The 21,815-nt window shown below is 40.5% G+C and carries 17 protein-coding genes and 7 tRNA genes; 18 read left to right on the top strand and 6 right to left on the bottom strand.

All coding sequences use genetic code 11. The annotated features are described in order from the left end of the window. Positions 1-86: 86 nt before the first annotated feature. Together glnS and nagE are read right to left on the bottom strand one after the other, a co-directional pair. Complete coding sequence (gene glnS, locus ACWPWK_RS15355) at positions 87-1,754, bottom strand: glutamine--tRNA ligase (protein WP_109374104.1); 1,668 nt, start codon at positions 1,752-1,754, stop codon at positions 87-89. A gap of 197 nt (positions 1,755-1,951) precedes the next feature. Continuing rightward, entirely contained in the window at positions 1,952-3,994 is a 2,043-nt protein-coding gene (gene nagE / locus ACWPWK_RS15350) for an N-acetylglucosamine-specific PTS transporter subunit IIBC (protein ID WP_109374103.1), read from the bottom strand. Between the two features lie 480 nt (positions 3,995-4,474). On the opposite strand from nagE, the gene nagB reads away from it, so the two are divergent. The 13 genes from nagB (at position 4,475) to fghA (ending at position 11,494) form a co-directional block, all read left to right on the top strand. Further along, positions 4,475-5,281, top strand: coding sequence for a glucosamine-6-phosphate deaminase (nagB, locus tag ACWPWK_RS15345; protein WP_109374102.1), 807 nt, complete (start codon positions 4,475-4,477; stop codon positions 5,279-5,281). A 124-nt stretch (positions 5,282-5,405) separates the two neighbouring features. Beyond that, positions 5,406-6,566 carry an N-acetylglucosamine-6-phosphate deacetylase gene (nagA, locus tag ACWPWK_RS15340; RefSeq protein WP_109374101.1) on the top strand — a complete coding sequence of 387 codons (1,161 nt, stop codon included), beginning with the start codon at positions 5,406-5,408 and terminating at the stop codon, positions 6,564-6,566. Between the two features lie 13 nt (positions 6,567-6,579). After that, complete coding sequence (nagC, locus tag ACWPWK_RS15335) at positions 6,580-7,812, top strand: DNA-binding transcriptional regulator NagC (protein WP_088493435.1); 1,233 nt, start codon at positions 6,580-6,582, stop codon at positions 7,810-7,812. A gap of 410 nt (positions 7,813-8,222) precedes the next feature. Next, positions 8,223-8,299 (top strand) — tRNA-Met (locus ACWPWK_RS15330). Between the two features lie 7 nt (positions 8,300-8,306). Beyond that, positions 8,307-8,391, top strand: a tRNA-Leu gene (locus ACWPWK_RS15325). A gap of 27 nt (positions 8,392-8,418) precedes the next feature. Beyond that, positions 8,419-8,493, top strand: a tRNA-Gln gene (locus tag ACWPWK_RS15320). A 41-nt stretch (positions 8,494-8,534) separates the two neighbouring features. Then, positions 8,535-8,609, top strand: a tRNA-Gln gene (locus ACWPWK_RS15315). A 32-nt stretch (positions 8,610-8,641) separates the two neighbouring features. Next, positions 8,642-8,718 (top strand) — tRNA-Met (locus ACWPWK_RS15310). A gap of 5 nt (positions 8,719-8,723) precedes the next feature. Next, positions 8,724-8,798 (top strand) — tRNA-Gln (locus ACWPWK_RS15305). Positions 8,799-8,850: 52 nt separating this feature from the next. Next, positions 8,851-8,935, top strand: a tRNA-Leu gene (locus ACWPWK_RS15300). A 268-nt stretch (positions 8,936-9,203) separates the two neighbouring features. After that, positions 9,204-9,479, top strand: a complete 276-nt coding sequence (locus ACWPWK_RS15295; RefSeq protein WP_036938507.1) for a metal-sensing transcriptional repressor — start codon at positions 9,204-9,206, stop codon at positions 9,477-9,479. 18 nt (positions 9,480-9,497) lie between these two features. Beyond that, entirely contained in the window at positions 9,498-10,610 is a 1,113-nt protein-coding gene (locus ACWPWK_RS15290) for an S-(hydroxymethyl)glutathione dehydrogenase/class III alcohol dehydrogenase (RefSeq protein WP_109374100.1), read from the top strand. Positions 10,611-10,663: 53 nt separating this feature from the next. After that, complete coding sequence (gene fghA / locus ACWPWK_RS15285; protein WP_109374099.1) at positions 10,664-11,494, top strand: S-formylglutathione hydrolase; 831 nt, start codon at positions 10,664-10,666, stop codon at positions 11,492-11,494. A 54-nt stretch (positions 11,495-11,548) separates the two neighbouring features. Here fghA and ubiF read toward each other — a convergent pair whose 3' ends face one another. Beyond that, entirely contained in the window at positions 11,549-12,736 is a 1,188-nt protein-coding gene (gene ubiF, locus ACWPWK_RS15280) for a 3-demethoxyubiquinol 3-hydroxylase (RefSeq protein WP_109374098.1), read from the bottom strand. A gap of 205 nt (positions 12,737-12,941) precedes the next feature. On the opposite strand from ubiF, the gene miaB reads away from it, so the two are divergent. From miaB to lnt, 5 genes are all read left to right on the top strand, one after another. Then, the gene (miaB, locus tag ACWPWK_RS15275; RefSeq protein ID WP_109374097.1) at positions 12,942-14,372 is read left to right on the top strand and encodes a tRNA (N6-isopentenyl adenosine(37)-C2)-methylthiotransferase MiaB; all 1,431 of its coding nucleotides are present in this window, start codon (positions 12,942-12,944) and stop codon (positions 14,370-14,372) included. A 28-nt stretch (positions 14,373-14,400) separates the two neighbouring features. Then, entirely contained in the window at positions 14,401-15,462 is a 1,062-nt protein-coding gene (locus ACWPWK_RS15270) for a PhoH family protein (RefSeq protein ID WP_109374096.1), read from the top strand. Next, the gene (gene ybeY, locus ACWPWK_RS15265) at positions 15,455-15,922 is read left to right on the top strand and encodes an rRNA maturation RNase YbeY (protein ID WP_109374095.1); all 468 of its coding nucleotides are present in this window, start codon (positions 15,455-15,457) and stop codon (positions 15,920-15,922) included. The genes ACWPWK_RS15270 and ybeY overlap by 8 nt, the downstream gene beginning before the upstream one ends. Before the next feature lie 71 nt (positions 15,923-15,993). After that, positions 15,994-16,875, top strand: a complete 882-nt coding sequence (corC, locus tag ACWPWK_RS15260) for a CNNM family magnesium/cobalt transport protein CorC (protein ID WP_023581153.1) — start codon at positions 15,994-15,996, stop codon at positions 16,873-16,875. A gap of 7 nt (positions 16,876-16,882) precedes the next feature. After that, complete coding sequence (gene lnt / locus ACWPWK_RS15255) at positions 16,883-18,409, top strand: apolipoprotein N-acyltransferase (protein ID WP_109374094.1); 1,527 nt, start codon at positions 16,883-16,885, stop codon at positions 18,407-18,409. Between the two features lie 87 nt (positions 18,410-18,496). Here lnt and ACWPWK_RS15250 read toward each other — a convergent pair whose 3' ends face one another. The 3 genes from ACWPWK_RS15250 to ACWPWK_RS15240 are packed head-to-tail and all read right to left on the bottom strand — an operon-like array spanning position 18,497 to position 21,770. Continuing rightward, the gene (locus ACWPWK_RS15250; RefSeq protein WP_109374093.1) at positions 18,497-19,000 is read right to left on the bottom strand and encodes a protein disulfide oxidoreductase; all 504 of its coding nucleotides are present in this window, start codon (positions 18,998-19,000) and stop codon (positions 18,497-18,499) included. Then, complete coding sequence (locus tag ACWPWK_RS15245; protein ID WP_454209196.1) at positions 19,000-19,731, bottom strand: DsbA family protein; 732 nt, start codon at positions 19,729-19,731, stop codon at positions 19,000-19,002. Before ACWPWK_RS15245 ends, ACWPWK_RS15250 begins: the two co-directional genes overlap by 1 nt. Beyond that, entirely contained in the window at positions 19,731-21,770 is a 2,040-nt protein-coding gene (locus tag ACWPWK_RS15240; protein WP_109374091.1) for a protein-disulfide reductase DsbD family protein, read from the bottom strand. The genes ACWPWK_RS15245 and ACWPWK_RS15240 overlap by 1 nt, the downstream gene beginning before the upstream one ends. Between the last annotated feature and the right edge of the window lie 45 nt (positions 21,771-21,815).

The raw sequence follows: 21,815 nt of genomic DNA, 5'->3' as shown, positions 1-21,815 counted from the left end.
ATGTAAAACAGATAAAAAAATGCTCGATAAATAATTACCGAGCATTTTATTCATTAAAGTACTAATGTGTCTTAAAATGCGTCAAATTAACCTTGCTGAGAAATCTTCGCCCAAGTGTCTCGTAAGCCCACAGTACGGTTAAACACAAGTTTATCCGCTGTTGAAAGCTTATCAGCACAGAAGTAGCCTTCACGCTCAAATTGATACGCTTTTTCGATAGCAGCATCTTTTAAGCTACGTTCAACAAAACCTTCACGAATAACTAATGATTCAGGGTTAATTGTTGATAAGAAATCATCTTCTGCTGCTGGGTTTGGTACGCTAAATAGACGGTCATAAAGACGGATTTCAGCAGGAATAGCATGTGGAATGCTTACCCAGTGAATAACGCCTTTTACTTTACGCCCATCAGCAGGATCTTTATTTAGAGTCGCTGCATCATAAGTACAGTAAATGGTCGTAATTTCGCCTTGATCGTCTTTTTCGACACGTTCTGCTTTAATCACATAAGCATTACGTAGACGCACTTCCTTACCTAGCACCAGACGTTTATATTGACGGTTTGCTTCTTCTTTGAAGTCTGCGCGATCAATATAGATCTCACGGCTAAATGGTACTTCACGCGTACCCATTTCTGGTTTGTTTGGGTGATTTGGTGCAACAAGAATTTCTTCACCTTCTGGCATATTTTCAATCACTAAACGAACTGGATCGATAACCGCCATTGCGCGTGGTGCATTTTCGTTTAAGTCATCACGAATACAAGATTCCAAAGCTGCCATTTCGACGTTGTTTTCTTGTTTCGTCACACCAATACGTAGGCAGAATTCACGAATAGATTCTGCGGTATAACCACGACGACGTAAGCCTGAAATCGTTGGCATACGAGGATCATCCCAACCATTCACAATGTTTTCTGTCACAAGCTGATTCAGCTTACGTTTTGACATCACTGTATATTCAAGGTTAAGGCGTGAGAATTCATATTGACGAGGATGACAAGGGATAGTGATATTATCCAGCACCCAATCATATAAACGGCGGTTATCTTGGAATTCTAAAGTACATAAAGAATGTGTGATATTTTCCAGTGCATCAGAGATACAGTGGGTAAAATCATACATTGGATAAATGCACCATTTATTTCCAGTTTGGTGGTGTTCAGCAAATTTAATACGATAAAGAACAGGATCACGCATAACAATAAAAGGTGATGCCATATCAATTTTCGCACGTAAACACGCTTTACCTTCTTCAAAGCCACCCGCACGCATTTTTTCAAACAGCGCTAAGTTTTCTTCTACGCTACGTGAGCGATAAGGGCTGTTTTTACCTGGCTCTTTTAATGTACCGCGGTATTCACGAATTTCTTCAGCACTTAACTCATCAACATAAGCTAAGCCTTTATTAATCAGCTCAATCGCATATTGATAAAGTTGATCAAAATAATCTGAGGAGTAATGAATGCTACCTTCCCATTGGAAACCTAACCACTGAACATCTTTTTGAATTGAGTTGATGTACTCAATATCTTCTTTTACTGGATTGGTATCATCAAAACGTAGATTACATTTTCCCTGATAATCTTTAGCAATACCAAAATTCAGGCAAATTGATTTCGCATGGCCGATATGAAGATAGCCATTAGGTTCAGGTGGGAAACGCGTTTGAACGCTATCATGTTTCCCGGTAGCCAGATCTTCGTCAATAATTTGACGAATAAAGTTCGTTGGGCGGGCATCTGCCTCATTCATGGTCATTTTTTCCTCAAAGCAAAACGCATAATTAACCCACTATAATCCAATAAGCAGGTTTCATAAATACCTTAGCTAAATACACCCCTGAGATATTTATCAAAATAGAGATAAAAAAACGGGAAGTTCGAAAGACTCCCCGTTTTATCGTCTTATTTAACCATCTCTTTATAGAGGATTAAATATCTATATAGAATTTATTTTAACACTTTGTAGATAACCGTTTTATTTCCGACCACAACACCGGCAACTTGTTCAGTAATCTTATCAAAATCATCGATATTGCTGACAATAACAGGGCTTATCATCGATTTGGCATTAGCGTTCAGATATTCAAGATCTAATTCTAAGATAGGTTGACCAACTTTAACGTCTGCACCTTCTTCAACTAAACGCTTGAAGCCTTTACCACCTAATGCAACGGTATCAATTCCCATATGCACAATGATTTCCACACCATTGTCAGTCTCAATACAAAATGCATGGTTTGTATCAAAAATCTTAACAACAGTACCTGTCGCAGGCGCCATCACGATATTAGAGGTTGGTTTGATTGCTACGCCATCGCCAACAACACCACTAGAGAACGCTTCATCAGGCACATCTTTTAATGCCACCACTTCACCATCAAAAGGTGCAATCATTTCAAGTAACACTTTTGCATTGGCATTAGCTTGTTTTACGGGTGCTTTTTCAGTAGAAACTGTTGAAGCAGAAGCACCTTCATAAGCAGGCACAGGACCTTGTGTTAATACATCGCGCATTGCATTAGCGACAAGCTCTGCGCGTGTACCCACAATCACCTGAACACTTTGTTTGTTTAAGCGAATAACGCCTGAAGCCCCTAAACGTTTTGCGTATGCATCATTAACAACGCCAGAGTCTTTTACATTAAGACGTAAACGTGTAATGCAAGCATCAATACCCGTTAAGTTATCAGAACCACCAATAGCCGCGATATATTGGCGAGCTTCTTGTTGAATACCTTCTTTACTATTTGCTGGCGCTGTTTTGATATCTTCATCATAACCATCAGCAGTTTCATCACCGGTCACTTCATCTTCACGACCTGGTGTTTTCAGGTTAAATTTAGTGATAGTGAAACGGAAAATACCGTAATAGATAAAGAAGAAAACAATACCCTGAACAATCAGCATGTACCAATGAACAGCCAGTGGGTTACGTGAAGATAAGAACATATCCACTAAGCCTGCACTAAAGCCGAATCCTGAAATCCACTCCATGCTTGCCGCGATATAAACAGAAATCGCCATTAAGAATGCGTGAATAACATAAAGCACTGGTGCGACGAACATAAAGGAGAATTCAAGCGGCTCAGTAATACCTGTGAAGAATGCGGCAAACGCACCCGCCATCATAATACCAGCCACTTTTGCTTTGTGCTCTTTACGTGCGCAGTGATAAATAGCAAGAGCTGCACCCGGTAAACCAAACATCATTACTGGGAAGAAACCTGCTTGATAACGACCTGTAACACCCACTGTTGCTAAGCCAGAATCAATAGCTTGCTGACCTGCTAGGAAGTTAGGAATATCATTAATACCAGCAACGTCAAACCAGAATACAGAGTTCAACGCATGGTGTAAGCCCACTGGAATTAATAAACGGTTAAAGAATGCGTAAATACCCGCACCTAATGCTCCCATATCTTTAATGCTTTCACCAAAGCTAACTAATCCGCCATAAATCACAGGCCAGATATACATCAGAATAAAGGCGACGATGATCATTAAAAACGAGGTTAGAATGGGAACTAAACGGCGACCACTAAAGAACGACAGTGCGCGAGGCAGCTCAACGCTACTGAAGCGGTTATAAAGCTCGGCTGAAAGTACACCAACTAAGATCCCAACAAACTGGTTATTTATTTTACCAAAAGCAACAGGAACCTCTTCTAAAGGTAGGCCTTTGATCATTGACACCGCTGCTGGAGAGCAAAGTGTTGTCACAACTAAGAACCCAACAAACCCTGTTAAAGCGGCAGCACCGTCTTTGTCTTTCGACATACCATAAGCAACACCAATGGCAAACAAGACTGACATATTGTCGATGATAGCAGCACCAGATTTGATAAGTAAGGCAGCAAGCGCGTTATCGCTACCCCAGCCTACTGGGTCAATCCAGTAGCCAATCCCCATCAGAATTGCTGCTGCAGGTAATGTAGCAACAGGCACCATCAGCGCCCGTCCTATCTTCTGCAGATAACTTAAAATATTCACAAACTCCCCCTTGGATAGCCCCTATATTGGGATCTTATTCATACTCATTCATATTTTATAAGAAAATTGATGAGCTAATTATTTAATTCCATTTTTAGTCTAAAAAATTTATTTCGTATCGCAAATTAATTAGTCATAATTTGTGAGTTAAGTCACCAATATAGTATATTTTTTAGCTGAAATGCTGGCTAAGTCAGAAAGCTTATTTTATGATTAAAAATATCTTTTGGCGGGACATTTCGATCATCAGCTAAAAATGAAAAGAAATTCGTGTTATACACTCTAAATCATTCGAGTTGCAGGTAGGCGACAAGCAAAGATATCCCGATGAGTATACTCATGTATGTGATTCGGGTAGCTGAGCGTAGCCAACCCCCCTGCAACTTGAAGGATGACGAGTATAGATGAGCCACTGATAATCACACGATAAAATAACACGTTACTGAGTTATCAGATTTGTCTTTTTTCTATGAGGTTACTATGAGGTTAATCCCCCTATCCACGGCAAAACAAGTTGGTAAGTGGTCTGCAAATTATATCATTGAGAAGATCAATGCGTTTAATCCAACAGCAGAGCGCCCTTTCGTGCTTGGTTTACCGACTGGTGGCACGCCATTGGCGACATATAAAGAGTTAATTGAATTACATCGTGCAGGAAAAGTCAGCTTCCAACACGTTGTAACGTTCAATATGGATGAATATGTTGGTATTCCATCAGATCATTCACAAAGTTACCGTACTTTTATGTATGAGAACTTCTTTAATCATATTGATATTAAAGATGAAAATATCAATTTATTAAACGGTAATGCAGAAGATCCACAAGCAGAATGCGAACGTTATGAGGCTAAAATTAAGTCTTATGGCAAAATCAATTTGTTTATGGGCGGTGTAGGTAACGACGGTCATATCGCATTTAATGAGCCAACATCATCACTTTCTTCACGTACTCGCATGAAAACGCTAACAGAAGACACTCGTTTAGCAAATTCACGCTTCTTCGATAATAATGTTAATCATGTTCCTAAATATGCACTGACAGTTGGTGTAGGTACATTATTAGATGCTGAAGAATTAATGATTTTGGCAACTGGTTTTAATAAAGCGCAAGCAGTACATGCTGCAACAGAAGGCGCTGTTAACCATTTATGGACGATTTCCTGTGTTCAACTTCACCCTAAAGCCATTTTAGTGTGTGATGATCCTGCAACAATGGAATTACGAGTAAAAACATTGCGTTATTTCCAACAGATTGAAGCGCAAGAGTGTCAGAAATACCAAGACTAAGTTTAGTAAAATAAGTACCTACTGATTAAGTAGTGGAAAAGGCTAAGCTCTCTTACTTATCAGCCAGAATTTGCTGGCTGATATCGGATTTTTAGATTGACTTCCCTTATCAGGAGACAAAGGTATGTTTGCCTTAACAAATGCTGTTATTTATACAGGTTTCGACCGTTTAGAAAACCACGCCATTATTATTAACGGCTCCCGTATTGAGCAGGTTTGCCCACAGGATCAACTGCCAAAAGATATCACTGTTCGTGATATGAAAGGTGCAATTGTCTCTCCCGGTTTTATCGATTTACAGGTTAATGGCTGTGGTGGCGTACAATTTAATGACACGCCTGAAAATGTCACCGTTGAAACGTTAGAAATTATGCAAAAAGCAAATGAACGTTTAGGTTGCACTAGCTATTTACCCACGTTAATTACCTGTTCTGATGAATTGATGAAAATAGGCATTGACGCAACTCGTGCTTATATGAAGAAACATGAAAATAAAGTGTTGGGATTACATTTAGAAGGCCCTTATATCAATGTAATTAAAAAAGGGACTCATGATCCACAGTTTATTCGCCAACCTAGTGCACAGATGATTGACTATTTGTGCGATAATGCTGATGTTATCGCTAAAATCACCCTAGCACCTGAAATGGTTGATGAAAAGTATGTTCGTCAATTAATCAAAGCAGGTATCATTGTTTCTGCGGGTCACTCCAATTCGACTTATGAAGAAGCACGTAAAGGATTCCGTAATGGTATCTCATTATCGACTCACCTTTACAACGCAATGCCTTATATTACAGGCAGAGGGCCGGGGCTTGTAGGTGCCATTTATGATACACCTGAGGTTTATGCTGGTATCATTGCCGATGGTTTACATGTTTCATGGGCAAATATTCGTAACAGTAAGCGTCTGAAAGGTGAAAAACTACTTTTAGTCACAGATGCAACTGCGCCAGCAGGGCTTGATCCTAGTAAAAATGAGATGGATAGCTTCGTTTTTGCGGGTAAAACCATATATTATCGTAATGGTCTTTGTGTCGATGCAGATGGCACATTAAGTGGATCATCACTGACCATGATTGGTGCAATTAAAAATAGCGTGATCCATGTAGGTATTCCATTAGATGAAACATTGCGGATGGCAACACTTTATCCTGCTCGTGCAATCGGAATGGAAAAAGAATTGGGAACAATTGAAGCAGGAAAAATTGCTAACCTCACTTCTTTCGACAAGGACTTCAACCTTTGCACAACGTTTGTCAATGGTATCGAAATAACTGAATAACTAATGGATGTCTATGCTGATGAGTCATAACAACACTGAAACGCAAATTGGCAATATCGATCTTGTTAAACAACTTAACAGTGCGATTGTGTATCGACTGATTGATCAACACGGGCCAATTTCCCGTATCCAAATAGCCGAACAAAGCCAACTAGCGCCAGCCAGTGTGACTAAAATTACTCGTCAGTTGCTTGAACGAGGCTTAATCAAAGAGGTTGATCAACAGGCATCAACAGGTGGGCGTCGCGCAATCTCTATTATTGTTGAACACCGCAACTTTAATACAGTCAGTGTGCGATTGGGGCGTAATGATGCTACTGTCGCTCTTTACGATCTGAGCGGTAAAGTCATCATTGAGCAGCACTACCCTTTAGAGCAGAGTACTCAAAATGAAGTTGAAGCCCTGCTCATCAATGCAATTGATGATTTTATTAAACAAAATCAACGTCGCATTCGTGAGCTTATTTCAATTTCCGTGATCTTGCCCGGTCTTGTTGATCCAAATAAAGGCATTGTTCGCTATATGCCTCATATGAAAGTAGATAATTGGGCTCTGGTAAATAGCTTAGAAAAACGCTTTAGCCTACCTTGTTATGCTGGGCATGATATTCGAAGCCTTGCACTCGCTGAAAACTATTTTGGTGCCACACGAGATTGTGAAGACTCACTACTCGTCCGGATACATCGTGGTGCAGGTGCAGGTGTTATCATTAATAATAAAATTCTGCTCAACCAGCGTGGTAACCTAGGGGAAATTGGTCATATTCAAATCGATCCTCTAGGTGAACGTTGCCATTGTGGTAATTTTGGTTGTTTAGAAACGATTGCATCCAATACTGCTATCGAAGCCAAAGTGCGCTATCAATTAGAGCAAGGCTACCCAAGCCAGTATTTATCGCCAACACAGTGCCAAATCCAAGATATTTGTCGAGCTGCTGTTAAAAATGACCCGCTAGCAGTCGAAACTATCAAACAAGTGGGTTTACATTTAGGTAAAGCTATTGCTATCGCTATTAACTTATTTAACCCACAAAAAGTGGTTTTAGCGGGTGAATTGACTGAAGCAGCTGAAGTTTTACTTCCCTCAATTCAAAGTTGTATTAATACGCAAGTATTAAAAGAATTCAGAGAAGAGCTTCCTGTCGTCACATCAGAGCTTGATCATCGTTCTGCCATAGGGGCTTTTGCCTTAACTAAACGCGCAATGCTTAACGGAGAATTGCTTCAACAGCTATTAGAAAAGTAATTTATTGTCGATAAATTATACTTTTTGAGTTGAATATATACTTTTCTAACCTTTATTGCGAAATAAGTCTAAAATTCAATCAGTAATATCCAAAGAAAAAGAAATGTAGCGTGAGTTTTTCACCTCATTTCTTTTTTTATACTCATTGTTCTTCATCTTTTCCTTCTTTAGCTTAATATCATTTCTCTTACTGCTTTGTTTTTTCTTTTTATTCACACACTATTGCGCCTTATTCTTTGAGATATTTTTCATCAACAAGGTTGTTTTTTGGATCTTTTTTCGACAAAATGATTAACCATCGAGCAAACGGACACGTTTCTCGAAAATTAATGCAAAAAGCAGTTGACGGATTTGTCTGTAATACGCATAATGCGCCCCGCAACGCCGACGAAGGTTATGCAAAAAAAGATGGCTATGTAGCTCAGCTGGTTAGAGCACAACACTCATAATGTTGGGGTCACAGGTTCGAATCCCGTCATAGCCACCATATTTTTGCGGGAGTGGCGAAATTGGTAGACGCACCAGATTTAGGTTCTGGCGCCGCAAGGTGTGCGAGTTCAAGTCTCGCCTCCCGCACCATTTTAACCTCGTCAAGAATTTATCAGTTGGGATATCGCCAAGCGGTAAGGCACCAGGTTTTGATCCTGGCATTCCCAGGTTCGAATCCTGGTATCCCAGCCATATTTCTGATAAATAAGTGTGTTGACAATTGAATTAGCGGATGGGGTATCGCCAAGCGGTAAGGCACCAGGTTTTGATCCTGGCATTCCCAGGTTCGAATCCTGGTACCCCAGCCATCTTTCAAAAGAAAGATAGCTAGATTCAATAAGGCTATGTAGCTCAGCTGGTTAGAGCACAACACTCATAATGTTGGGGTCACAGGTTCGAATCCCGTCATAGCCACCATTTTTTGGGATATCGCCAAGCGGTAAGGCACCAGGTTTTGATCCTGGCATTCCCAGGTTCGAATCCTGGTATCCCAGCCATATTTTGAAAGAGAGACTCGCAGAGCGAGTCTTTTTTTCTGAAAAGTTGTATGCGGGAGTGGCGAAATTGGTAGACGCACCAGATTTAGGTTCTGGCGCCGCAAGGTGTGCGAGTTCAAGTCTCGCCTCCCGCACCATTGATTATTAACGTGTTTATCACGAAATCAACAGATAAGACTCGCAATAGCGGGTCTTTTTTGTTTTTATCTCTTCATTTTTTCCTATCTGTTATCTAAACATCATTATTCCCTCCTTCTTTTCTTATTCCTCTACTCACTCTCAAAGATCAACATTCTCCACATCATCATTTTTTATTTATTCTCATCACTCCACACTTTATTGATCCCTCTGTACATATATCCCTCCAGATACTATACTCCCCCATAGTATATTTAAGGATTATGTATGCCACACTCACCAGCAGAAAAAAAAGCCGCGTTAACTCGCGTAAGAAAAATTAAAGGGCAGCTTCTTGCATTAGAAACTGCACTTGAAAATGAAAATGAATGCGGTCAGGTATTACAACAAATTGCCGCCATCAGAGGTGCTATCAATGGCCTGATGGCTGGAGTACTCGAAAGTCATTTACGTGAAGGTCTTATGGATGCCGTCGCTTCTCCTGAAGATCAAAAAAATTCCGTTGATGATGCCATTTCACTTATCCGCACTTACCTGCGTTAATAACAAAAAGGATACACCATGAAATCTCGTGCTGCGGTCGCATTTGGGCCAGGAGAACCTTTAAAAATCGTTGAAGTTGATGTAATGCCACCTCAAGCGGGTGAAGTGCTCATAAAAATTAGCCACACCGGTGTTTGCCATACAGACGCATTTACACTCTCTGGTGATGATCCTGAAGGTGTATTCCCTGCAATTCTTGGTCATGAAGGTGCTGGTGTAGTTGTAGAGGTTGGTGAAGGTGTCACTAGCGTTAAACCAGGCGATCACGTTATTCCTCTGTACACTGCTGAATGTGGTGAATGTCTATTCTGTAAATCAGGCAAAACAAACTTATGTGTTGCAGTCAGAGCAACGCAAGGTAAAGGTTTAATGCCAGATGGAACAACACGTTTTTCTTATAACGGGCAGCCTATTTATCACTATATGGGATGCTCTACTTTTAGCGAATACACTGTGGTGGCTGAAGTTTCTCTGGCAAAAATCAATCCAGAAGCCAATCACGAAGAAGTTTGCTTATTAGGTTGTGGCGTAACAACCGGTATTGGCGCGGTTCACAATACAGCAAAAGTGCAAGAAGGTGATTCGGTTGCAGTGTTTGGTTTAGGAGGCATTGGCCTTGCTGTTCTTCAAGGTGCAAGACAAGCCAAAGCAGGTCGAATTTTTGCGATTGATACTAATCCTGAAAAATTTGAATTAGCACGTCAATTTGGTGCTACAGATTGCTTAAATCCTAATGACTACGACAAGCCCATTCAGCAAGTCCTTGTTGAAATGACACAATGGGGTGTTGACCATACTTTTGAATGTATTGGTAACGTTAATGTCATGAGAGCTGCATTAGAAAGTGCACATCGTGGCTGGGGTCAATCCATTATTATTGGTGTTGCTGGTGCAGGACAAGAGATCTCAACTCGTCCTTTCCAATTAGTCACAGGCCGTTCATGGAAAGGTACCGCTTTTGGTGGTGTTAAAGGTCGCAGCCAATTACCGGGTATGGTTGAAGATGCGATGAAAGGTACTATCGAACTAAAGCCATTTGTCACTCACACATTACCGCTTGAAGACATTAACGAAGCCTTTGATTTAATGCATGAAGGTAAATCAATCCGAACGGTTATTCATTTCGATTAATCATCTTCAAACCTATGTCTCATAGGTTTGTCTTTGCTTTTAAAGGAGTCAAAATGGAAAGGATTGAACGTCACGCCTGCTTTGGCGGTTGGCAAGAAGTCTATCAACATACCTCAAAGACGTTAAATTGTGAGATGAAATTTGCCATCTACCTTCCTCCTATGGAAGAAGAGCAAAAATACCCTGTTTTATATTGGTTATCAGGCTTAACCTGCAACGAACAAAATTTCATTACTAAAGCGGGAGCTCAACAATTTGCGGCGCAGCATGGCATTATTTTAGTCGTACCTGATACCAGTCCTCGTGGTGAAAATGTCGCTGATGATAGTGCTTATGATTTAGGGCAAGGCGCAGGTTTTTACCTTAATGCGACACAATCGCCGTGGAATACTCATTACAATATGTATGACTACATTGTTGATGAACTTCCTACACTGATAGAAACGCATTTTCCTGTGACTCATCAACGTGCCATTAGTGGGCATTCGATGGGAGGTCATGGGGCACTAACAATTGCATTGCGAAATTCGACACGCTACCGCAGTGTGTCAGCTTTTTCTCCGATAGTAGCACCGTCAGTTGTTCCTTGGGGTAAAAAAGCGTTTAGCGCTTATTTAGGCGATGATACGACACAATGGCACCTATATGATGCGGTGGCATTGATTAGCCAAGCAGAAAGTGTATTACCTATGCGTGTTGATGTCGGAATCGATGATCCTTTCTATCAAGAGCAGCTGAAGCCTGAATTATTTTCACAAGCTTGTGATGCAAAACAATTTCCTTATCAATTGAATTTACATCAAGGGTACGATCACAGTTACTACTTTGTGGCGAGCTTTATTGGTGAGCATATTGCTTTTCATGCCAAGCATTTAAAAGCATAACAACAATGCGATGATCTTATTGCTGATATTCAACTCAGATCATCGCATTTCTAATTACTTAATACCTAACGCATAACGTAATGCAGCTTCTTTCGCTTTTCCTGCATGTTGAGCAGCTAAAAGACCGATATTTCTAACAACTTTTAAACCCGGTAATTGGTGGCTAAAGGCGTGATAAAATACGTCCATGCCCGCTTGCATTACTAAATTATCAGGCATACGACGGCGCTGATATTTCTTCAATAACGCCATTGAATCCCAAGGCTCAAAATGTTTTTTGGCATCAGCGACTAAATCTAAGAAACAATCCACATCACGGTAACCTAAATTAACGCCCTGCCCCGCTAAAGGATTGATGGTGTGAGCCGCATCTCCCAACAAAACAATGCCTTTATCAACATAACGACTTGCATGCTGACGCGTTAATGGGAATGAACCTGCTGCAATAGGTGTCGCTTTACCTAATCGCTCAGGAAAAGCATGTTGAATTTCTTTTTCTAACTGCGCCATTGTCATATTTTGCAGTTTTCTAATTCTGTCAGGCGAGTCATACCAAACTAAACAAGCCCAATTATCAAAAAGCGGTAAATAAGCACGAGGTCCTGAAGGGTAAAAACGTTGCCATGTACCCTTTTCAGGAGGCAACTCTGTTTTCACGGTGATCAGCATACAAGATTGACGATATTGCCAGCCATTGCTACCAATACCCGCAAATTGGCGCACTTGAGAGTTTGCACCATCCGCACCCACCACTAAATTTGTGGTCACTTCACTGCCATCAGAAAGGGTTACTTTCCATTTATCATCTAAATAAGTCATTTTACTTAGACTATTTGGACATAATAAAGTGATATTGCTATAACGTTCAGCCTCTTGCCAAAGGGCTAATTGCAAAATTCGGTTTTCAACCATATAGCCTAATTCTGGTAAACCTAAGCTTTTAGCATCAAAAACCACATGGGCATTTTCTTCTTCCCATGTTTCTAAGGTAAGATAAGGCGCAGAACGCATCGCTAAAACATGTTGCCATGCACCTAATTGTTTTAATAGACTAACAGACGCGCAACTAATCGCAGAAATACGGATATCAGGATGAGATGACGCATCAAAAGGTGCTGGAGACTGCCGTTCAATCATTGCAACACGCAATCCTTCTTGCGCCAGCCCAATTGCAACAGCAGCGCCAATCATCCCTCCACCAGCGATGATTGCATCAAAATCGTTTTTTACATTACTCATCATTGTTATGCCATAACTCATTACTTTAAATAATAGGTAAGCGCTGTTTCAGTTTATTTCGATTAAACTAAACGCCATAGAGAATTAGCGCCGACTTGCTCTAGTCACTGACCACACAAATGACTACAATAACCGCCTTATTGGCTTATTACACGCAACGTTTTCCAATGATTAGCTATTGTCTCACTGAAAATACCGGATTTACACAATGTCGACGATAAAAAAACTGTACATTAAAACTTGGGGCTGTCAGATGAATGAGTACGATTCATCCAAAATGGCAGACCTACTCGAAAGCACCCACGGTTATCAGTTAACCGATGTCGCCGAAGACGCGGACATTCTACTGCTAAATACCTGTTCTATCCGTGAGAAAGCACAAGAAAAAGTCTTTCATCAGTTAGGACGTTGGAAATATTTTAAAGATAATAAACCCGATATTATCATTGGCGTCGGCGGTTGTGTTGCTTCTCAAGAAGGTGAATACATCCGTCAACGTGCGCAGTGTGTCGATATTATCTTCGGACCACAAACTTTACACCGTTTACCTGAAATGATTAATCAGGTTAAAGGGACTAAAAGCCCTGTTGTCGATATCAGCTTCCCTGAAATCGAAAAATTTGACCGTTTACCAGAGCCTCGCGCTGAAGGTCCTTCTGCTTTCGTCTCCATCATGGAAGGCTGTAACAAATACTGCTCTTTCTGCGTAGTTCCTTACACACGCGGTGAAGAAGTTAGCCGCCCTTGTGATGATGTGCTATTTGAAATTGCTCAATTAGCGGCACAAGGTGTGCGCGAAGTAAACTTGTTAGGTCAAAACGTTAACGCCTACCGAGGCGCTACTTTTGATGGTCAAATCTGTAGCTTTGCTGAATTAATTCGCTTAGTCGCCGCAATTGACGGCATTGACCGCATTCGCTTTACTACCAGCCATCCTATCGAATTTACTGACGATATTGTTGCGGTTTATGAAGATACTCCAGAATTAGTCAGCTATTTACACTTGCCAGTGCAAAGTGGTTCTGACCGCATTCTAACATTAATGAAGCGTAACCATACTGCACTTGAATATAAGAGCATCATTCGCAAACTACGCAAAGCACGTCCTGGTATTCTGATAAGTTCAGACTTTATCATTGGTTTCCCGGGTGAAACCCAAGACGACTTTGAAAAAACCATGCAATTAATTGCGGATGTTAATTTCGATATGAGCTTTAGTTTCATCTATTCAGCACGTCCGGGCACCCCAGCGGCTGATTTACCTGATGACGTTAGTGAAGATGAGAAGAAACAACGTTTATATCTGCTACAACAGCGCATCAATCAACAAGCAATGAACTTTAGCCGTGCAATGTTAAATACGGTACAGCGTATTCTAGTTGAAGGGCCTTCACGTAAAAATGTGATGGAGCTTTCTGGTCGTACTGAGAATAACCGTGTGGTTAACTTTGAAGGTACACCAGATATGATTGGTAAGTTCGTTGATGTTGAGATTGTTGACGTTTATGCCAACTCACTACGTGGTAAAGTTGTTAGAACGGAAGACCAAATGGATTTACGTATTCACGAATCTCCAGAATCCGTCATTGCACGTACACGTAAAGAAGATGAATTAGGGGTAGGTGTTTACCAACCTTAATTGATCAGATTGAACAAAAGGATAATCAGTGACAGTAATAGCACATGCACAGGTAGCGACCCAAGAAATCTTCTTAGAGCCAGCTGACAATGCCCGTTTAATGAGCCTATGTGGTCCATTTGACGATAATATTAAGCAACTTGAGCGCCGTTTAGGTATCGAGATTAATCATCGTGATAACCGTTTTAAACTCACGGGAAAATCATTGTGTGTCAATGCAGCCGCAGGAATTTTACGTCGCCTGTATGTGGAAACCTCGCCAATTAAAGGCGTGATCCCCGATATCGACCCTGAACAAATTCACCTTGCAATCAAAGAAAGCCGTGTGCTTGAGCAAAGTGATGAGCATGTTCCTGAATTTGGGAAATCAACCAATATTCGAACTAAGCGAGGTGTGATAAAACCTCGTACACCGAATCAGGCACAATATATTGCCAATATCCAGACTCATGATATTACTTTTGGTATTGGGCCTGCTGGTACAGGGAAAACTTATCTGGCTGTTGCTGCTGCTGTTGATGCTCTTGAACGCCAAGAAGTGCGTCGTATTTTATTAACGCGCCCTGCGGTTGAAGCGGGTGAAAAACTGGGCTTTTTACCGGGCGATTTAAGTCAAAAAGTCGATCCCTATTTACGACCACTTTATGATGCGTTATTTGAGATGTTAGGTTTTGAAAAAGTTGAGAAACTAATAGAGCGTAATGTCATTGAAGTCGCACCCCTCGCCTATATGCGTGGGCGCACATTAAATGACGCCTTTATTATTCTTGATGAAAGCCAAAACACGACCATCGAACAGATGAAAATGTTCTTAACACGTATTGGCTTTAACTCTAAAGCGGTTATCACTGGGGATATTACCCAAATTGACCTGCCAAGAGGCAATAAATCAGGCTTACGTCATGCCATTGAAGTTTTATCTGATGTTAATGACTTAAGTTTTAACTTTTTCCATAGTGAAGACGTTGTTCGCCATCCGGTGGTTGCCAAAATTGTTATCGCCTATGAAGCTTGGGAAATGGAAGATCAAAAACGCCGCCAAGCTATCAAAGCAGAAAAAGAGAAGCTTCAGAGAGAAAATCATGAGTGAAGTTATCCTTGATTTACAAGTAGCAAGTGAAAATGCGCAAGGGCTTCCTACTGAAGCCCAATTTATGACATGGTTAGAAGCGGTATTACCGCAATTTCAACCTGTAAGTGAAGTGACTATTCGTATTGTTGATGAGGCAGAAAGTCACGAACTGAATCTCACTTATCGTGGAAAAGACAAACCGACTAACGTGCTTTCTTTTCCCTTTGAGGCTCCGCCTGAAATTGAATTGCCGTTATTAGGTGATTTGATTATTTGCCGCCAAGTGGTAGAAAAAGAGGCGGTTGAGCAGAGTAAGACTGTTGAAGAACATTGGGCACACATGGTTATTCATGGATGTCTCCATCTTTTAGGCTATGATCATATTGAAGATGATGAAGCCGAAGAAATGGAAGGTTTAGAGACAGAAATCTTACAAAATTTAGGTTATACAGATCCCTATTTGATTGAAAAAGAGTAACAGTTCTCTTATTTTTATGATAAATACTATATCTAATTAACCATTCAATGAGGAAAAATAGTTAAAACGCCATGAGCGACGACCAATCTTCGAGTAACGATAACCCTGGTCCTAAGAAAGGGTTTCTCACACTGCTTAATCAGTGGTTCCACGGTGAACCTAAAAACCGTGATGATCTGATGGAGCTTATCCGCGATTCTGAACAGAAAGAATTAATTGATCCCGACACCCGCGACATGCTTGAAGGGGTAATGGATATTGCTGAACAACGCGTTCGGGACATTATGATCCCTCGCTCGCAAATTGTCACACTAAAACGCAATCAAACCCTTGATGAGTGTTTAGATGTGATTATTGATTCAGCACATTCTCGTTTCCCAGTCATTAGCGAGGACAAAGATCATATTGAAGGCTTATTAATGGCGAAAGATCTACTGCCATTTATGCGTACCGACGCAGAGCCATTTAGTATGGATAAAGTCTTACGCTCTGCTGTTGTTGTGCCTGAAAGCAAACGGGTTGATCGCCTATTAAAAGAGTTCCGCTCTCAACGCTATCATATGGCGATTGTGATCGATGAATTTGGAGGCGTATCTGGACTCGTCACAATTGAGGATATTCTTGAACTTATCGTAGGCGAAATTGAAGATGAGTATGATGATGAGGATGATATTGATATTCGTCCGTTAAGTCGTCACGCTTACTCAGTTCGAGCTTTAACCCAGATAGAAGATTTCAATGAAGCGTTCGGTACGCATTTCAGCGATGAAGAAGTTGATACGATTGGCGGTTTAGTCATGCAAGCCTTTGGTCACCTTCCTGCTCGTGGTGAAACTATTACTATTGATAATTACCAATTTAAAGTTGTTATGGCAGATAGCCGTAAGATCATTCAGGTTTATGTGCATATCCCCGATGATGCGCCAATCCCTGAACTAGGTAATGATGCATAGGATATCAATGAATAAGATCTCTTTCTTAAACCGCCAGTGGGTTCGCGCCTTTCTGGCGGTTTTTTTCGGTGCCATTGGCACATTAGCATTTTCGCCATTTGATTTTTGGCCTGCGGCGTTAATTTCACTACTTGGCTTATTACTGATAATCACTCACCGCACAACTCGCCAAGGCGCATTCCTTGGCTTTGCTTGGGGATTTGGATTATTTGGTAGCGGCGTAAATTGGGTTTACGTCAGTATCGCTGATTTTGGTGGTATGCCGTTTGCGATAAATATCTTTTTAGTGATTTTATTAGCTCTCTATTTATCACTCTACACGCTATTATTTGCAGGATTACTGAATAAGTTTTTTCCAAAACCAACACTCTGGCGGTTTGTATTTGCAGCTCCTGCATTATGGCAAATCACTGAATTCTTAAGAGGTTGGGTGTTATCCGGCTTCCCTTGGTTGCAGTTTGGTTATAGCCAGATTGATGGCCCATTAAAAGGCATTGCACCTATTTTTGGTGTTACCATGATAACGCTACTCCTAACCGTTATCAGTGGATTAATTGCGTTTGCACTCTATCGCAAATCGATTTATAGCGTCGTGGTTGCACTGCTTTTATTAGTATTACCTATCAGCTTTAAGTCCTATCAGTGGTATCAACCTTTACCCGATGAAACGCAAGAAATTGCATTAATCCAAGGAAATATTGCACAATCATTAAAATGGGAACCCGGTACATTAGAGAGCACGCTAAAAACCTATCTCACTTTAAGCCGCCCTTTTATCGGTAATGCAAATCTTATTATTTGGCCTGAATCAGCGATCCCTGATGTTGAAATTCAACAACAAGGCTTTTTAGCTGAGCTTGATAAGCAACTGAGAGAGCAAGATACCCATTTAATGACGGGAATTATTGATGCTCGACCGACATTAGAAGGTTATCGTTTCTACAATAGTGTCATCACATTAGGTGAACACTATGCTTACCAATACCCAGCAACAGATCGCTATAACAAACATCACCTTGTTCCTTTTGGTGAATATGTACCATTAGAATCGCTATTACGCCCACTTGCGCCTTTCTTTAATTTACCGATGTCATCATTAAGCCAAGGTGAATATGTACAGCCTCAGCTCACTGTCAATGATGCCAAAATAACCGCAGCTATTTGTTACGAAATTATTTTAGGTGAACAAGTCCGCGCTAATTTTAAACCCGATACACGATTCTTATTAACGATTTCTAATGATGCGTGGTTTGGTAATTCAATCGGCCCTTGGCAACATTTTCAAATGGCAAGAATGCGCTCTTTAGAGTTAGGAAGACCATTATTACGCTCAACGAATAACGGTATTACCGCCTTTATTGCAGCCAATGGTGATGTTATTTCTCAACTTCCTCAGTTTGAAGAAGGTGCTTTAGCAGAAAAAATCACACCAACAACTGGATTAACCCCTTATTACAAGTGGGGTAATACACCATTGTGGATAATGGTTGGATTATTTTTTATCATCGCCTTTATTAAACGGCGAGTTGAGTAAAGCAAAATAAAATAACGGAATTCATTATTATATTGAATTCCGTTATTTTTAATTGATAAAAGCCTAAAATGATTGTTTGTATACCGTTCAAAGGCCTGCCCACCATAAACGTAGTTTTAATCCCCATGAAGATGACCAACCGCTCGTAAAGCCTACCATTTCCCCTTTATAAACAATAACAAATGAAGGTGTTGCGCTAATTTTCCACTGCTGAGAAATATCCCCTCGACTATCATTTATTACAGGAAAGACCAATCCTTTAGACTGAATGCCGCGCTCTAACTTTGCGTTATCACCAGAACGGATCGCAACAGATGTCACATTATAACCATCTAGTGCTAACGAATTTACTGAGGGAGTTGTGAGTTTACAAACTCCACACCAAGTTGCCCAAAAATAGATTAATAAAGGCTTTTCAGCACTCAATTCAGCTAAAGAAACAACTTTATTATCAACAGTATATAGCTCAGGTAAATTCGTTAAGGCTGGTGGCATAGGTTGACGCCACCAATCCATTGCAAAAGAAGCTACAACGAAAATGACAATCAGAACAATCAGTTCTTTACTCCACTTTCGTAAGCGACTACGCATTATTTTTTCACTTTAGCCAGTTGTTCTTTAACAATCACTTCTAGCTGAGCGTAATCAACAGCACCAGGGATAACCATATCGCCAACAACCGTTGCTGGTGTACCTTGAATACCTAACTTACGAGAAAGATCTAAGTTATTATGTAACGCTTTTAGGCTTTCATCGGTTAATTTCACTTTGCTTGTATTGGTTGTTTTCATTGCATCATCAATACTTGCGTTATCAAGCATTGTTTTCTTCTGCATTAAACGTTGGTGTAATGCTAAGAATGCTTTTGGATCTTCTTTCCAAACTGAAAGTACCGCTTGAGAGGCTTTTGCAGAACTTTCACCTTTAAATGGCAGTGGTTTAATAATCACGGCAACTTCAGGATAATCTTTTGTGATTTGTTCTAATAATGGGTCGAAGCGTTTGCAATAAGGGCAGTTATAATCAGTAAAAGAAACCAACACTAACTTAGCGTCTTTGGCACCAATACGAGGGCTTGCTGCATCGTTATATAATGCGTCATGCTCTGCTTTTAATGCAGTACGGAATTGAGCTTGTTGCTCATCTGCTTTTTGCGCTTGTAATGCTGTGATAGCTTCTTCCAAAATTTCTGGATTTTTAATTAACGTATCACGAACCAGCGCACGAACTTCTTTTTCCTGATCCGCACTTAACGCTGCTGCTTGTACATTTGCACCAAAAAGTAACGAAGAGATAACCAGTGCAGAAAGTGTTTTTTTCATTATTGGGCTCCTTTAGCCTCAGAAAGAACTGTCAATGTTGAATCTTTATTTAAAATAGGAGGTAAAACCACGCCATCTTTATGGCAAGGTCCATAAACTTGGTTAAAAGGTACTGCAACTTGACCACGTTGTTTTAAAAATTGAGTGATCTTATCGGAGGGTTTAGTCCAATCCCCTCTTAATGCAACAATATCTGGTGCAGAAAGTGCAGTTTGGATCTCTTCTCGCAATAATACATTGTATTTGTTTGCTTTGCAGGTTACACACCAATCAGCTGTTACATCAACAAATACGCGTTTATTTTCTGCTAATGCTTGGTGTATCGCTTCTTCTGATAAAGGTTGCCAATTTATCGTATCTTGACCCGCAAGTGTTTGGCTTGCTGGTTGCTCCACAAATAGATAGGTGCTTCCCCCTAAAAGAAAGGCTACCGCGGTAGAAATCAATAATACTTTTTTGCCATAATGTTTTGCGATAGCAAACAATAACAACAGCCCAATAATAACAAAAATACCTGCAACTATTGGCATTCCTAAGTGAGGGATCAAGAGCGTTATTAGCCAAATACTCGACAACAGCATCATAAAGCCCAAAACAACTCTTAGGCGATTCATCCATTTACCTGGTTTTGGTAGTGCTTTGGCGATAGATGGAAATATTGCCACTAAGATCCAAGGCAAACTCATTCCAATTCCTAGGGCAGTAAAAATAAGCCATAGTTCATTTAGAGGCGCTATAAGTGCATAAGCGACTGCGGTTCCTAAAAACGGTGCTGAGCAAGGTGTCGCGAGTAAGGTTGCAAATGCACCTTCCCAAAAGTGTCGGCTATATCCTTGTCCACCCGCTGTTGCCATTTTGGTATTCATATTGCTACTTAAACGCAGTTCAAATAATCCGAATAGATTTGCAGTAAAAATAGCGGTAACTAATACCATAAAGCCAATAAACCAAGGACTTTGGAATTGGATCCCCCAACCTAAAGCTTCTTGGCTATAACGTAAGCCTGTCATAAACAGAGCTAGCGCCCAAAATGAGACTAAAATACCTAAAACAGAGATAGAAAATTGCTTGCGAATAACGCCTTTATCACGATTTTCGAGATGTAAAATTGATCCCATTTTCATCGCAAGTACGGGTAATACGCAGGGCATTAAATTCAGAATTAAGCCGCCCAATAGTGCAAAAGCAAGAATACCCCAAAGCCCAATACCTGAATTAGAAGGTGGAGCAGTCTCCTCTTTTCCATGCCCTATTATGTCATTAACTTGACGAGAAAAATCTTGGTCAGTAATAACAAAAGAAAGTACCTTACCTGAGATATTACCAGCAGCATCCCCCCAATCATCTGTCACATCAACCGTGACAAATAGGTTTTTATCTTGATGCTTTAATTTTGGAATACCGTAAAGCATACCTTCAGGAGGATCGAGATAAATATTAGGTTTAACCCAAGCACCTTGCTCTTTTTGTAAAGAGATAGTGAGTTGGCTATTGTTATAACCAGAAGAAACTGATGATATTAATCCCGTTCCAACAGGAATTTTGGCCATTGCCTGATTATATTGCCATTCAAAATCAGCAGGCACAGGTTCGGTAAGATCTAAATCTAAAGTGTAGTCAGTCAGAATGCAGACATTACTGCATGTTGATAAAGTTAAAACGCCTATTAAACGATCAGCGTGAACAGGAGATAACTCAATGGGGAAAATAACTTGTTTATCATAACCTTGTGTGTGAATACCCGCTACATCAAAAGCTGAAGGCGAAGGCCAATGCCAAATCATTGTACTTACATCTTGCGACCAATTAATTTCAGGGGCAACACCACCTTCTCCTGGAGAACGCCAATACGTTTTCCATCCAGACTCAAGCTGTACTTCAAGTAAAACTTTCACATCACCCGTTGGGAACTTTTGTGCTGTCGCCCTAACTTGTGCATGAGAATTATCAGGCGTGGTTAACCAGCCTGTATCTGCTGCTTGAGAAGTAGATAAAGTAAATAGCGTTAATATCAACGCCATAACAAAAGAACGAAACATAACAACTCCCTAAAAATTCCTACAACGCTACACATAAAGCCACGT

It is taken from the genome of Proteus sp. Marseille-Q3619, from assembly GCF_965283115.1.
Note: the sequence above shows the minus strand (reverse complement) of the source record. Positions and strands in the feature narration are given on the sequence as shown.